The organism is Streptomyces griseus subsp. griseus (genome assembly GCF_003610995.1).
Classification (GTDB): domain Bacteria; phylum Actinomycetota; class Actinomycetes; order Streptomycetales; family Streptomycetaceae; genus Streptomyces.
This window is the reverse complement of sequence record NZ_CP032543.1, coordinates 473,495-487,580: the sequence shown is the minus strand read 5'-3', so window position 1 is coordinate 487,580 and position 14,086 is coordinate 473,495. Positions and strand designations below refer to the sequence as shown.

Annotated in this window: 12 protein-coding genes; 6 read left to right on the top strand and 6 right to left on the bottom strand. The window is 72.1% G+C overall.

Annotated features, from left to right (window positions below):
- The first annotated feature begins 42 nt into the window (after nucleotides 1–42).
- Entirely contained in the window at nucleotides 43–1,005 is a 963-nt protein-coding gene (locus D6270_RS02145) for an electron transfer flavoprotein subunit alpha/FixB family protein (RefSeq protein WP_109167033.1), read from the top strand.
- Between the two features lie 180 nt (nucleotides 1,006–1,185).
- Nucleotides 1,186–2,484: a DUF6986 family protein gene (locus D6270_RS02140; RefSeq protein ID WP_109167034.1), complete on the top strand. Its 1,299-nt coding sequence runs from the start codon at nucleotides 1,186–1,188 to the stop codon at nucleotides 2,482–2,484.
- 460 nt (nucleotides 2,485–2,944) lie between these two features.
- Here the strand turns inward: D6270_RS02140 and D6270_RS02130 are convergent, their stop codons facing one another.
- Nucleotides 2,945–3,511, bottom strand: coding sequence for a CGNR zinc finger domain-containing protein (locus D6270_RS02130; RefSeq protein WP_109167615.1), 567 nt, complete (start codon nucleotides 3,509–3,511; stop codon nucleotides 2,945–2,947).
- A 93-nt stretch (nucleotides 3,512–3,604) separates the two neighbouring features.
- Here D6270_RS02130 and D6270_RS02125 point away from each other — a divergent pair, with 93 nt between their 5' ends.
- Nucleotides 3,605–4,429 (top strand): alpha/beta fold hydrolase, encoded by an 825-nt coding sequence (locus D6270_RS02125; protein ID WP_109167036.1) that lies wholly within the window; start codon nucleotides 3,605–3,607, stop codon nucleotides 4,427–4,429.
- Nucleotides 4,430–4,519: 90 nt separating this feature from the next.
- Here the strand turns inward: D6270_RS02125 and D6270_RS02120 are convergent, their stop codons facing one another.
- A complete protein-coding gene (locus D6270_RS02120) occupies nucleotides 4,520–5,548 on the bottom strand; it encodes a LacI family DNA-binding transcriptional regulator (RefSeq protein WP_109167037.1) in 1,029 nt (342 codons plus the stop codon).
- A gap of 257 nt (nucleotides 5,549–5,805) precedes the next feature.
- Between D6270_RS02120 and D6270_RS02115 the strand changes: the two genes are divergently transcribed.
- Complete coding sequence (locus D6270_RS02115; protein WP_109167038.1) at nucleotides 5,806–6,735, top strand: ROK family protein; 930 nt, start codon at nucleotides 5,806–5,808, stop codon at nucleotides 6,733–6,735.
- Between the two features lie 457 nt (nucleotides 6,736–7,192).
- On the opposite strand, the gene D6270_RS32690 is transcribed toward D6270_RS02115, so the two are convergent.
- The 3 genes from D6270_RS32690 to D6270_RS02105 form a co-directional block, all read right to left on the bottom strand.
- Nucleotides 7,193–7,369 (bottom strand): DUF8839 family protein, encoded by a 177-nt coding sequence (locus D6270_RS32690; protein ID WP_204117168.1) that lies wholly within the window; start codon nucleotides 7,367–7,369, stop codon nucleotides 7,193–7,195.
- Between the two features lie 590 nt (nucleotides 7,370–7,959).
- The gene (locus tag D6270_RS02110; protein ID WP_109167039.1) at nucleotides 7,960–10,125 is read right to left on the bottom strand and encodes an MMPL family transporter; all 2,166 of its coding nucleotides are present in this window, start codon (nucleotides 10,123–10,125) and stop codon (nucleotides 7,960–7,962) included.
- A 38-nt stretch (nucleotides 10,126–10,163) separates the two neighbouring features.
- Nucleotides 10,164–10,712 carry a TetR/AcrR family transcriptional regulator gene (locus D6270_RS02105; protein ID WP_109167040.1) on the bottom strand — a complete coding sequence of 183 codons (549 nt, stop codon included), beginning with the start codon at nucleotides 10,710–10,712 and terminating at the stop codon, nucleotides 10,164–10,166.
- 404 nt (nucleotides 10,713–11,116) lie between these two features.
- Between D6270_RS02105 and D6270_RS02100 the strand changes: the two genes are divergently transcribed.
- Together D6270_RS02100 and D6270_RS02095 are read left to right on the top strand one after the other, a co-directional pair.
- Nucleotides 11,117–11,578: a hypothetical protein gene (locus tag D6270_RS02100; protein ID WP_109167041.1), complete on the top strand. Its 462-nt coding sequence runs from the start codon at nucleotides 11,117–11,119 to the stop codon at nucleotides 11,576–11,578.
- Nucleotides 11,579–11,582: 4 nt separating this feature from the next.
- Nucleotides 11,583–13,046 carry an alpha/beta hydrolase family protein gene (locus D6270_RS02095; protein ID WP_204117169.1) on the top strand — a complete coding sequence of 488 codons (1,464 nt, stop codon included), beginning with the start codon at nucleotides 11,583–11,585 and terminating at the stop codon, nucleotides 13,044–13,046.
- A gap of 75 nt (nucleotides 13,047–13,121) precedes the next feature.
- Here D6270_RS02095 and D6270_RS02090 read toward each other — a convergent pair whose 3' ends face one another.
- Nucleotides 13,122–14,006: a glycoside hydrolase family 19 protein gene (locus tag D6270_RS02090; protein ID WP_275426523.1), complete on the bottom strand. Its 885-nt coding sequence runs from the start codon at nucleotides 14,004–14,006 to the stop codon at nucleotides 13,122–13,124.
- Between the last annotated feature and the right edge of the window lie 80 nt (nucleotides 14,007–14,086).

The window sequence follows — 14,086 nt, the reverse complement described above, 5'->3', positions numbered from 1 at the left end:
TTTCTGTCGTCTCTTTCCTCTTCCTGTCTGGAGTGCGTTGTCATGGCTGAAGTTCTTGTTCTGGTCGATCACGTGGACGGTGCGGTCCGTAAGCCCACCCTGGAGCTGCTGACGCTGGCGCGGCGTCTGGGTGAGCCGGTCGCGGTGGCTCTGGGTGTGGGGGCGCAGGGGACCGCGGGTGTGCTGGGTGAGCACGGTGCGGTGAGGGTGCTGGCCGCGGAGGCTGCGGAGTTCGCGGACTATCTCGTGGTTCCGAAGGTGGATGCGTTGCAGGCGGCGTTCGAGGCGGTGTCGCCGGTGGCGGTGCTGGTGGTGTCCTCGGCCGAGGGCAAGGAGATCGCCGCCCGTCTCGCGTTGCGGACCGGGTCGGGCCTCATCACCGACGCCACCGATCTGGAGGCCGGTGAGCAGGGCCCCATCGCCACGCAGGCCGCGTTCGCTGCCTCCTACACCACCCGGTCCCGTGTCTCCAGGGGTGTTCCCGTCATCACGGTCAAGCCGAACTCCGCCCCGGTGGAGCCGGCCCCGGCGGCCGGTGCGGTCGAGGCGCTGCCGGTGTCGTTCAGTGAGGGTGCGACGGGGACGAAGGTGACCGCGCGCACGGCGCGTGAGTCGACGGGGCGTCCGGAGCTGACCGAGGCCGCGATCGTGGTCTCCGGTGGCCGCGGGGTCAACGGGGCGGAGAACTTCCCCCTGATCGAGGCCCTCGCCGATTCCCTGGGTGCCGCGGTGGGCGCCTCGCGTGCCGCCGTCGACGCGGGCTGGTACCCGCACACCTCCCAGGTCGGCCAGACCGGCAAGTCCGTCTCCCCCCAGCTCTACATCGCCTCGGGCATCTCCGGCGCGATCCAGCACCGGGCCGGGATGCAGACCTCCAAGACCATCGTCGCGATCAACAAGGACGCCGAAGCCCCGATCTTCGACCTCGTCGACTACGGCATCGTCGGCGACCTCTTCACCGTCGTCCCCCAGCTCACCGAAGAGATCAACACCCGCAAGAACTGACACCCCGAACAACACCCACCACCCAGCAACACCCCCGCCCTGGGCCGCACGGTGCACCCCACCGCGCGGCCCAGCGCCGTTCCGGGCGACCATTGACGCAGGTCGAGTGGCCTTATAACTTCACTATACGGATTGTTGATTCCGGGAAGCGGAAACGGCGAGAGCGTGGAGGATACGGTCATGGGTCAGCAGGAGAAGGTGGCGACGAGCCTCGCGGGCACGGTCAGCGAGGAGATCAGCGCCTCCCTCACGGCGGTCGACGCGGAGCTCGCGCGCCGCTATCCCGGAGACCCCGGCACCCGCCAGCCCGTGCACACCGTCTACGTCCCCGGTGATGTCTTCGAGCCCGGCACCCTCCGCTCCTGGGGCGACCAGGCGCTCGCCGCCCTCGACGAACACGCCCCCGACGCCGCGTCGTTCGCCGCCGTCCTCGGCATCCCCGAGGAGCTGGCCGGGCCGGTCCACGACCGCGTGCGCGCGAAGCTGGAGCGTGAGCCCGTCGAGGACCTGCGCATCGACTTCGAGGACGGCTACGGCCCCCGCCCGGAGGCGGAGGAGGACGAGGCCGCCGCCCGCGCCGCCCGCCTGGTCTCCGAGGCGTACGCGAACGGCACCGCCGCCCCGTACATGGGCATCCGGATGAAGTGCATGGAGGCCGGCGTACGCGACCGGGGGATCCGCACCACCGATGTCTTCCTCACCGGGCTGATGGCGGCGGGCGGGCTCCCCGAGGGGCTCGTGCTGACGCTGCCGAAGGTGACGTACCCCGAGCAGGTCACCGCCTTCGTCCGGCTCCTCGACGCCTTCGAGAAGGCCCACGGCCTCGACGCGGGCCGCATCGGCTTCGAGATCCAGATCGAGACCAGCCAGTCCATCCTCGCCGCCGACGGGACCGCCGCCGTCGCCCGCATGATCGACGCGGCCCAGGGCCGGGCGACCGGACTGCACTACGGCACCTTCGACTACAGCGCCTGCGTCGGCGTCAGCGCCGCCTACCAGGCCAGTGACCACCCGGCCGCCGACCACGCCAAGGCGGTCATGCAGGTCGCCGCCGCAGGCACCGGCGTACGCGTCTCCGACGGCTCCACCAACGTGCTGCCCGTCGGCCCGACCGCTCAGGTCCACGAGGCCTGGCGGCTCCACTACGGCCTCACCCGCCGCGCTCTGGCCCGTGCGTACTACCAGGGCTGGGACATGCACCCCGGGCACCTGCCGACGCGTTACGCGGCCGTCTACGCCTTCTACCGAGAAGGGCTGGAGCCCGCCGCCGCCCGGCTCGCCGCGTACGTCGCCAAGGCCGGCGGTGACGTCATGGACGAGCCCGCCACCGCCAAGGCCCTCAGCGGCTATCTGCTGCGCGGCATCGACTGCGGCGCGCTGGACACCGCCGAGGTCGCCCGGCTGACCGGCCTGACCCGCGCCGACCTCGACGCGTTCGCCTCGCCGCGCCGGGGCGACCTGACCGTCACGGCTCCGTAGGGCCCGTCAGCAGGCGTTACGCCCCGGCGGTGGCACGGAAAGTCCAGCCGGGGCGTGCAGGCATGTGACGGACAGGGTCCGCCGGCCGCCGCGTACCGGCAGCGCCCGCGCGGGTGACCGCCGCCGCAGACGCCTTCGGCCCGGTTGGACGGGACCACGGGGCCGGGTCATGGCCGGCGCCGCACGGATCATGGGTGCGCGCCTGTTCTGGACGTCCCGCCCGCTGCCGTACCGGCCCGGGAAGAGGGCGGCGCATCGCGGTCCGCGCTCCACCGGGTCGGGGCGAGCGGGAACGGGGGGCGCCACGGAGGCGACGGCCCGCCGTCCGGGCGAGCCGGAGCGTTCCTTACGGGCCCGGGGCCGTCAGCGTCCGACGTCAGGAACCGCCCCCGCCGATCCGGCGGCACCACGGCCCCGGGAGACTCGGTGGCCACCTCGACGGCCCCGACGGGCCACGGCCTCAGCCGTCCCTGCGTGCGGTGGCCCCCGTACGGGCGCGGTAGGCCCGCATCTTGTGCCGGGCCCCGCACACGTTCATGTCGCACCACTGGCCGTTCGACGACGGAGCCCGGTCGTAGAAGACCCAGCGGCACTCCGGCGCCGCGCAGGCCTTGAGCCGCGTCGCGTGACGCCCGGTCAGGCCGTCCCGCAGCAGGGCTTCGAGCACCGTTCGTACGATCTCCGCCACCGGCCCGTCCTCCGCCACCGGCCCTTGGGCGGCCGGGCGCAGGGCGAGTGTGCCGTCCGGGCGCACGACCGGGGCGCCCGCCACGGAGCGGATCAGCCGGTTGAGAGCGTCGAGGGCCTCGGGTGAGGTCCGCTCCACCAGGAACGCCCGTACGGTCTCCCGGGCCTCCATGAGCGCCGCCCGTTCGGGCGGGGCGACCGCCTGCGGATAGCCGTGTGCCCGCAACCAGCCGCCCGCCGTCTGCGGCCGGGCGAACTCGTCCCCGCCGTGGAGAAGGGTTGCCGTGTTGCAGAACGCCTCGACCGGTTCGAGTTCCGCGGGTGCCGGGTTCCGTCGCATGATCCCCACTTTACCAACGTTACCTACAAGAGGCGTCCTCTGGTAACGTCGGAAGTCCGGCAGGTTCTGTACCCGGCAAACAGGAGGCGTGTCATGAACGGACGGCTCACCAGGACATTCGAGACCCCGGGCGGGGAGGTCCGCTGGGACGTGCTGGGGGAGGGCGATCCGGTCGTCCTGCTCCACGGCACCCCGCTCTCCTCGCGCATCTGGCACGAGATCGCACCGGCGCTCGCCCAGGACCACCAGGTCTACGTCTTCGACCTGCTCGGCTTCGGACAGTCGGAGCGGCGCGAGGGGCAGGATCTCCGCCTGCCCGCGCACACACGGGTGTTCACCGGGCTCCTGGACCACTGGGGGCTGGAGAGTCCGAGGGTGATCGCCCACGACATCGGCGGGGCGGTGGCGCTGCGGGCGCTGCTGCTGGAGGGCGCGCGGTACGCCGATCTCACCCTGGTCGACTCGGTGGCCTGCGGCGACTGGGGGACCGGGCTGTTCCGGCTCGTACGGGAGAACGTCCACGTCTTCGAGCAGCTGCCCGTCTACGCCCACGAGGCGCTGGCCGAGAGCCACTTGCGCTTCGCGAGCCACTCCGGCTACCGGCCGGACGTCCTGGCCGCCCACCTCGACCCGTGGCGCGGCGAGCAGGGCAGGGCGGCGTACTACCGCCAGTACGGGCAGCTGGAGCAGGCCGCCACCGACGAGTTCCGCCATCTGCTGGGGTCCGTACCGGTGCCGACCCGGATCATCTGGGGGCGGGAGGACGGATTCCTGCCGCCGCCCTTCGCCGAGCAGCTGCACGCGCTGATCCCGCACTCCGAGCTGCACTGGCTGGAGGGGGCGGGACACGCGACCCCGGAGGACGCGCCGGCACGGCTTCTGGCGCTGCTGAAGCGGGAGTTCCGCGCGGGGACCTGACGGCCTTGACCGGACTCAGGCGTCCGTTCCGCACGCGGCTCGGCGGGACCCGGGCAGTATCGCGCGGGTCCGATCGCGGCCTGGTGGGCCTCAGGCGGGCGGTAGTTCGCCCGAACCGCGCGGGATGAGAGTGGTCGGCAGCTCCACCCGGGCCGGGGCGTGGTCGGCGCCGTCGAGGCGGCGGAACAGGTGCTCGGCCGCGGTCCTGCCGACGGCCGCCGCGTCCTGCGAGATGACGGTGATGCCGAGCAGATCGGCCAACTCGATGTCGTCGAACCCGACCAGCGCCACCGGCCGTTCCTGCTCCGCGATCACCCGGACCGCCGTCACCGTCACCCGGTTGTTCCCGGCGAAGAGCGCGGTGACCGGCTCGGGCCCGCCGAGCATCGCCTCGGCCGCCGCCCGGACCCGGCCGGGGTCGGTGGTGCCCAGCGAGACCCAGGAGTCCTCGACGGTGATCCCCGCGTCCGTCATGGCCGTGTGGTAGCCGCGCAGGCGCTCGGTGGCGGTGTGGATGCGGGGCTGGTCGCCGATGAACCCGATCCGGCGGTGGCCGTGCGCGATCAGGTGGGCCACGCCCTCCCGGGAGCCGCCGAAGCTGTCGGAGAGCACCATGTCCGCCTCGACCCGGCCCGCCGGGCGGTCCACGAAGACCGTGGCGATGCCCGCCTTGATCTCCGGCTCCAGATAGCGGTGGTCGTCGCCCGCCGGGATCACGATCAGACCGTCCACCCGGCGGGCGCACAGGGCCAGGACGAGCTCCTGCTCCCGCTCGGGGTCCTCGGCGCTGGAGCCGTTGATGAGCAGGGCCCCGTGCGCGCGGGCCACCTCCTCCACGGCCCGGCTCAGCGGGCCGTAGAACGGGTCCGCCAGATCTTCCAGGACCAGGCCGATCGAGGCCGTACGCCCCTTGCGCAGCACCCGGGCGCTGTCGTTGCGGCGGAAGCCCAGGGCGTCGATCGCCTCCTGCACGCGGCGCTCGGTGTCGGGCGTGACGCCGGGCTCGCTGTTCACCACCCGGGAGACCGTCTTGAGGCCCACTCCGGCACGGGCGGCCACGTCCTTCATGGTCGGCCGGTTGCCGTAACGGGTCTCGGAATGGCGGGTGGTCCGGTCCACAGTGCGCTGTCCTGTCGTCGAATACGGGCGGGGGCGTCGGTTTACGGTGTGGGGCGGGTCGGCGGTAGCCGATTCGGGCGGTGATCGGGCGGCAAACGGGCACCTCCGGACGGCCCGCGGAGCCTGTTGCGGAGACGAACGGAGGCTGTGGCTCCGAGCATAGGCCCTGGACAACGTTGTCAACCCCAGGGAGACTGTGCAGACTATTGACTGAACCCGCAGGTCCCGCCCTTCACTCATCCGGAGAAGCCACACCGATGCATACCGACCTCGTCGCCGCACTCGACATCGGCGGCACCAAGATCGCCGGCGCGCTGGTCGACGGGGACGGAAACCTCCTCGTACGGGCGCAGCGGCCGACGCCCGCCCGGGAGGGTGCCGAGGCGGTGATGGGTGCCGTGGACGAGGTGCTCGGCGAGCTGACGGCCTCGCCGCTGTGGGACCGCGCGGGCTCCGCGGGGATCGGCAGCGCGGGCCCGGTCGACGCGGGCGCGGGCACGGTCAGCCCGGTCAACGTCCCCGGCTGGCGTGACTTCCCGCTGGTGGAGCGGGTGCAGAAGACGATCGGCGGGCTGCCCGTCGCGCTGGTCGGCGACGGGGTCGCGATGACGGCGGCCGAGCACTGGCTCGGGGCGGCGCGCGGTTACGACAACGCGCTCTGCCTCGTCGTCTCGACGGGCGTCGGCGGTGGCCTGGTCCTTGGCGGCACGCTGCACCCGGGCCCCTCCGGCAACGCCGGCCACATCGGCCACATCAGCGTCGACCTGGACGGCGACCCGTGCCCCTGCGGCGCGCGCGGCTGCGTGGAGCGGATCGCCAGTGGCCCGAACATCGCCCGCCGGGCCCTGGAGGGCGGCTGGCGCCCCGGCCCGGACGGCGACACCACGGCCGCCGCCGTGGCCGCCGCCGCGCGCGCCGGTGACCTGGTCGCCCTCGCCTCGTACGAGCGGGCGGCCCAGGCGCTCGCGGCCGGCATCGCCGCCACCGCGACCCTGGTCGAGATCGACATCGCGGTGATCGGCGGGGGAGTGGCGGGCGCGGGCGAGGTGCTCTTCGCGCCGCTGCGCCGCAGCCTGGGCGACTACGCGACGCTCTCGTTCGTCCGGGGCCTCACGGTCGCGCCTGCCGTGATGGGCACGGACGCGGGGCTGGTCGGCGCGGCGGCTGCGGCGATCGCGCTGGGCTAGGGCCTGTCCTCAGACTGCCGTCCTCGCCCGGAGGGCGGCCGCGCGGCCTCCGGTGGGTGTGATCGCAAGGCCCCTACCCGCTTCGGTGGGAGCCCCGTTCGTCAGGCGGGGCACCTACGGGAGGCTGTCGGGCGCCCTGTTCGTCGGGCGGGTCACTCACCGGAGGCAGTCGGGCGCCCTGCTCGTCAGGCAGGCCACCCACCAGAGGCAGCCGGACGGTCCGTACGTCGGGCGGAGCACCCCACGGTCCCTCGGACGACCTACTCGTGAGGCGGGGCGCCCACCCGCAGGCAGCCGGTCGCCTTGGTCGTCAGGCAGGGCAGCCCACAGACCGCTGCGCATACCTCGCCCGTCAGGCAAGGGAGCCCACCCCAGTCCGTCGGGCACCCCACAGCTGGCAGAAGCGCCCCGCCCGTCGGGCACTCCCTCGGGACCTCATGGCCCGTCAGTCGGCCTGTCAGCGCCCCGCGTTCGCGGGCTGCTGCGGTACGACCACCAGGAAGACGTCCTGGTCCAGATTCATCACGACCTCCGCCGCCAGACCCTCGCCACGGCGGGCGGCCGCGAACTCCTCGGCCGCACGGCTGCCGCGCGGATCTCCTGCCGGGAACTGTTCGAGAATTGTCCGCCGCACGGCGCACCCCCAGTTGTCCTGTGCCGCCAGCCCATGCCGTAGGCCTGGTTATTAGCTGTTCAACGAGCGTTGTCCGTCATGGATACGGGTGCCCCCGAATTCGGCTTCGTACCATCGGGCCTTCATGCCGGTCCGGATCCCCCCATCCCGGCAACGCCGTCGCCACCGCGGGGTTTCCCCGGCAGGGTGTTGCGGGCAAGTCGCAGGGGGCTACGAAGGGGGGAACCGTGATCGTCTGGATCAACGGTGGGGTCTGCAAAAGGCCAGGTCGGCGTCCCACCTGCTGCTATGGGCTCCGAAACCTGGCCCTGCTTGGCTTCAGCTAGTCGTGGCCAGCCCTGATTAGCAAGATCTGTCTCCCATCCGTCTCCCATGGGAGACGGATGGGAGACAGATCTTTGGGAGTCCCAGATCCGGGACCGTTCGGTCGACCAGGGGCGCGTGGGCCATCGCCGCCGAGGGGACTTGGGCCCGCCAGGCTGAACCCGGGGGCCACCGCCATATCGGTGTCTACGCCAAGGGCCCTTCCTCAGCGGCGCGCAGGTCACACCCGACCGCCGTAGTTCCCGGCGGGGTCTGCTGGCCCCCTCTCAGGACTTCACGAGCTCTGTTTCCGGTCGCTGTTCGGGAATCGCCTGGTTGAGCCGCTCGCCCTCGATGTCGAGGTCGGGCAGGACCCGGTCGACAGTGCGGGGCAGCCACCAGGCGGCGCGGCCCAGAAGGTGCATGACCGCGGGCACCAAGGCCATGCGGACGACGAAGGCGTCGATGAGAACGCCGATGGCGAGGGCGAATCCGATGGACTTGATCACGGGGTCGTGCATGAACACGAATCCGCCGAAGACGGCGGTCATGATGATCGCCGCCGCGGTGACCACCCGGGCGTTGTGGCCGACGCCGCTGATGACTGCGTGGCGCGCCTCGGTTCCGTGGACGAAGTCCTCCCGCATCCGCGAGACGAGGAAGACCTCGTAGTCCATGGCCAGACCGAAGAGGATCCCGATCAGGAGGATGGGCAGAAAACTCACCAGCGGGCCAGGGGTGTCGAGGCCGACCAGCTGCGACAGATGCCCTTCCTGGAAGATCGCGACGGTGATACCGAAAGTGGCACCGATGGTGAGCAGGAAGCCGAGGGCGGCTTTCAGCGGTACCAGGACCGACCGGAAGACGAGCATCAGCAGCAGGACCGACAGCCCCACGACGAGCAGCAGATAGACCGGCAGGGCGGCGGCAAGCTTCTCCGACACGTCGATTCCGACGGCGGTCACCCCGGTCAACGCGATGTCGGCGTCCTGAACGCCCGCCACCCGGTCGCGGATCGCGTGCACGGTGTCCTCGGTCGCGGCGGCGGTGGGCCCCGTCTTGGGGATCACGGCCAGCAGGGCGGTCGTGCCCCGCTCATTGAGCTGCGGGGCGGCGACGGCCAGGACGCCGTCGGTGTCCGAGATCAGCGCGGTGGCCTCCTTGGCCGCCTGTGCGGTCGCCTGCGCGTCGGCCGCCGAGACGACGGCGACGAGGCGACCGTTGAAGCCTTCGCCGAACCCCTCGGTCGTCAGGTCGTAGGCCTCGCGGTTGGGTGAACCGGCCGCTTCGGTGCTCGCGTCGGGCAGGGCCAGACGCATGTCCTGTACGGGGAGGGCGAGTGCGCCGAGGCCCACGACGCCCACGAGGAGGACGGGGACGCGCAGCCGTGCCACGACCCGGCCCCAGCGGAAGCCGAAGGACGTTCCGGTACCGGCGGACGAGGGCGCGGGGTCCTGCGTGCGCCGCGCGCGGGGCAGGACACGGACGCCCGCGAATCCGAGGACGGCCGGCAGCAGGGTCAGGGAGACCAGTACCGCGAGGGCGACCGTGGCGGCTGCGGCGAGACCCATGACCGTCAGGAAGGGGACGCCGGCGACCGCGAGTCCCGCGAGCGCGATGACGACCGTGGCACCGGCGAAGACGACAGCGGATCCGGCCGTACCGGCAGCCCGCCCGGCGGCCTCCTCCCCTTCCATGCCGTCCGCGAGGTACTGCCGGTAGCGGGAGGTGATGAAGAGCGCGTAGTCGATGCCCACGGCCAGGCCCAGCATGAGCGCCAGAATGGGCGCCGTGCTGGTCAGTTCGACGATGCTGCTGAGGGAGAAGAGACCGGCCATGCCTGCGGCCACCCCGACGAGGGCATTGAGCAGCGTCATCCCGGCCGCCACGAGCGAGCCGAACGTGAGGACCAGCACGAGCGCCGCCACACCGACACCGATGATCTCGGTCGAGCCGATCTCGGGGGCGCCCCGCATGATCTCGCCCCCGTGTTCCACCCGGAGCCCCTCGGCGGACGCGCCTGCCTCGGTGAACGACTCCCGCTGCGCGTCGGTGACGCTGTCGGCTACCGAGTCGAACTGCACCTGGACCAGGGCGTAACGTCCGTCCGGCGAGAGCGCCCGGGCCTCGAACGGGTCGATGGCCGCGAGGACACCGGGCACCTCGGCCGCTTCCGCGACCACCGGGGCCACGGCGGCGGGAGTGAGCTTCTCACCCTCGGGTGCGGCCACGATGATCGTGCCTGTCGCACCCCCCGCCTGCGGGAACTCCCGGGCGAGCGAGTCCAAGGCCTGCTGGGACTCGGTGCCGGGTATGGAGAACTCGGTGGTGGCGGGTGCACTGAAGGCGATCGCGCCGCCACCGAGCAGCGCGAGCAGCAGCAGCCACAGGGCGAGTACCCGCCCTCGACGGCGGAAGGACAGCCGGCCGAGCCGGTACAGGAGAACAGCCATGCGAAGCGGCGCCTTTCTCTTCGGTTGCACAGCCTGTCTCAGCTGTGAGGATGCCCGAGGGTTCTGCGCGCCCCTCGGATCAGTTCGTCGCGCATCACGTCGGGTGGGACATCGACGCCGCCGGCGACCGCTACCGCCACCCCGCCGATCACCATGCGGGCCGAGACGAGTGCGCCGGGCTCCCGCGAGCGGCCCGCCAGCGCGTCGGCGAGCCGGTCGACAGCAGGAGGGATGACCGCCAGAGCGGGATGTCCGAGCATCTGCGGCAGCTCCGCGAAGATGATCTTGAGTTCCAGGTGGAACAGCAGCGCGAGGCCGACATATCCCGTCACGGCCGGTTCCACCGCGTGCGAGCCTTCCAGAGCGTCCAGTTGGCCGTTGAGGGCGGAGAGCCCCTCGGCCGGCGGCGTCAGCAGTTCGGTGAGGATCGCTTCCTTCTCGGCGAAGTGGTAGAGCAGGGAGGCCTTCGAGCACGGCACCTCAGCCGCGATGTCCTGCAACGAAGCCCCCTTGAAGCCGTGGTGGGCGAACAGGCGCAGGGCGGCATCGAGAATGTGACGACGCATCTCGGAACGCGGACGAGGCATGCGTCATGGTAGCTGACCGATCGGTCAGGGTCGGGCGAGGTCATGCCCCTGGGGCCGATGAGTGGGATGCGCCGTTCAGTCGCGGTTCGCGGGCGGGCGACGGTGGAGATACCGCAGCCCCTGTTGCGGCGCGGCCCGGGCGCCGGGTTCCAGCCGAGGGGCCAGGGCGGATCTGTTTCGCACCGGAGCAGGCAGTAGCACGCCAGGACGTAGCCGAACTGGCGCTCGGTGAGATAGCCGAGGTGGTGGGTGGGGTCCAAGGCGGTTCCGGTGAGCATCCGTTCGGTGAGGTCGCCCAGAGGGAGGACGGAGAACCTCTGTACCGACTTGGTGAAGGTGTAGGCGGCGTTGGCGGTGAAGAACCCCATGCCGAGGAAGACCGTCACCAGGTCGGTCAGCCTCTCGTGGTCGACATCGAGACCCTGGGTACGGTCCTCGTCGAGCAGACGGACATGGCCGAGCTCGTGGGCGATGATGGCCGTGAGCACAGCCGGTTGCCCGGCCTCGCGGAGGTCCAGCTCGATCACGGCGTGACCATCGGCTTGGTGGTGCCTGCCGACCGTCCGGTGCCTGCGGCCGCCGCTCCGCAGGGCAACGGACGCTTCGTCGGCGCGGTCGAAACGCCGCACGCGTACGTCACCGGGGTCGCCCCCCATCACCATGCAGACCCGCCCGACCGGCTCCTCGACCTGTGCCGGGATGCCGGCGAAGTCCGCAGGGACGGGGCCCGAGGACGGGAGCACCGTCTGACGCCGGTCGACGTATACCCGTACAGGCTGATCCTGCACACCTCCGTATGCGTCTCAGGTCGCACCGGACCGCGACGTCAGGCCGATGCGGCAGGGTGCCGCCCGCCCGGACGATGAGCCCATGCCCTCAGCGATCACCGGTCTCCCGCTGTCCGTCCCGGAAGCCCTCACCGTGTTCGGCGCCATCACCCTCGTACTGGCCCGCTGGCTTCCCGACCGCCTCCGCGGCCCGGCCGCGCTCGCCGCCGGCGCCCTGCTCGTGGGGTCGGTGACCGTCCTCGTCGTCGGGGAGCTGCGATGGCAGATGGTTCCGGTGGTGGCCGCGGCGGCCGTCGCGGCGCCGTTCGCGCTCGTCCCCATGGTCCGGCGGCGTACCGGGCGCACTCCGTGGCGTGCCCGGTGGTGGCTGGCTCTGCCGGGGTCCGCGGTGTGCGCCGCCCTGATCGCCTCGGGCCCGGTCTCCGCGTGGGCCCTGCCCGTACCCGAGTTCCCCGAGCCCTCAGGACGTTTCCCGGTCGGCACCCAGGTCCTGGAGTTCTCCACGCGCCCCGAAGGAGACGGCCGGGACGACGAGGGGCGCACGCTGGTGACACAGCTCTGGTATCCCGCCGGGCGGAGCGCCCCGGACGCGCCGCGGATGCCGTACCTCGGGCGTACCGAGGCCGAGTCGCGCACGGTGTCCTCGGCGCTGGCCGGCTACGCGGGGGTCCCCGGCTTCCTGCTCGACGGTCTGCCGCACGCCCGGAGCCACGCGGTGCCCGGCGCGCCCGCCGCCCCAGAGGGCGGACGCTTCCCGGTGGTGCTGTTCTCCCCCGGACTGGGCGGAGTGCGTACGCAGAACACCGCCTGGGCGGAGGAACTGGCAAGCCACGGCTACGTGGTGGCCGCGGTCGACCACCCCTACGACTCCGCCGCCGTGGTCCTCGCGGACGGCCGCACGCTGCGTACGCGGGTCTCCGCGACCGGCGACCCGGAGGAGGACGCGGCACGGGCGGAGGGCTGGACACGCACCCGCGCCGCGGACCTGCGCACCGTGCTCACCAGGCTGACGCGCATGGGCCGGGGGGAGGCCGACGGCATCCTGGCCGGACGCCTCGACACCGGCCGGGTGGCGGTGACCGGTCACTCTATCGGGGGCGCGGCCGCTCTGCAGGCGGCCCGCCAGGACCGGCGGTTCGACGCGGTCATCGACCTGGACGGCTTCCCGCACGGCCCCACCGGGGGGCACCTCGGGCAACCCGTACTGGCGCTGACCCAGGAGATCGGCCCCGGGACCGACCCGGACTACCTGCCGCGGCTCACCCGCGTGCTGGAACTCGGCGCCGCGACCAACTACCGGCTGACCGTGCCCGGCACGGCGCATCTCACCTTCACGGACGCCCCGCTCTACCTGCCGCCGGTATCCGGGGTGGTCGGTTCCCTGGGCCGCACGGAGGGTCACCGCATCACCGCCGCCGCCTCGCTCTCGTTCCTCGACGCCGTGCTCCGGGGCGCCCCGACCGACCTGCCCACCGCCCTCGCGGCCCACGGGGAGGTGACGGTCCACCGGCCGAAGCCGCACGCCGTCCCCCAGGGAACTCGCTGATCGTCGGCATACCGCTGCGCCGGCAGGTCGTCGGAGCGTGCGCCTTCGCCCAGGGGCGGAGCGGCCTCCGGATCCTCAGCAGGTGAGGCCGGACCCCGGTGCCACGTCGAGGATGCCGGTGATGCGTTCGTACCGCTGCACGCGCGCGGCCACGGACTGCGGGTTGCCGCCGTCGCACTCCAGGGCTCCGTTGAGCGAACGGATCGTCTCACCGAACCCGGCGCCGCCGACCATCGCCTCGTGCGAGGTCATGGTGCCGGGGCCGTTCTGGGTGTTCCAGTACCACAGCGCTGTCCGCCAGGCGACGGACGGATCCCGCTCGACCAGCCACGGATCGTTCAGCAGGTCGAGTCCGAGGGCGTCCCCGGCGGCCTTGTAGTTGAAGTTCCAGCTGAACATGATCGGGCCCCGCCCGTAGTACGCCTCCCGCCCCGCCGGGCAGCCGAAGGGCTGGGTGTCGTCGCACTTGCGCCAGTAGTTGGCCTCGTTGATCTCCTTGACGTACTTCAGCCCCACCGACTCGAAGTCCGCGTGCGTCAGGAACGCGGCCGCCTCCCTGGCCCGGGTCTGCGGCGTCCCGGTGTTGGCGAAGTGCGGGTAGGCGTGCAGCGCGTCGATCAGGCCCTGGTAGGTGTAGAAGGGGTGGCGGTCCGGGAAGATCTCGTCGAACCGCTCCGGGCTGATGACGAAGTCGGAGACACCTCCGGTACAGGCGCCCCGGTCGGACCAGGCGGACCCGGCACCCGGATTCTCGTTGCGGGACCACCACTTCGCGGTCCAATTGCGTCCGTGGTGCGAAACGGTGTCTCCGGCGCGGTAGTCGACCGAGGCGCTGTGGAGCGGGGCGCACGGCTCGGCGCCGGGTGAGGCGGCCGACGCGGCGGGGGTCGCGGTCAAGAAGCCGGTGGCGAGCGCGGCCAGGGCCGCCGGTACGGTCAGGAACCTCTTGATCCGATGCAGGGCTGCTCACTCCTTCGGCGCGGCGCACCGGGTACCCGGCGGGCCGACGGGACGGACCATCACCCAAGCGTGATTGGTCT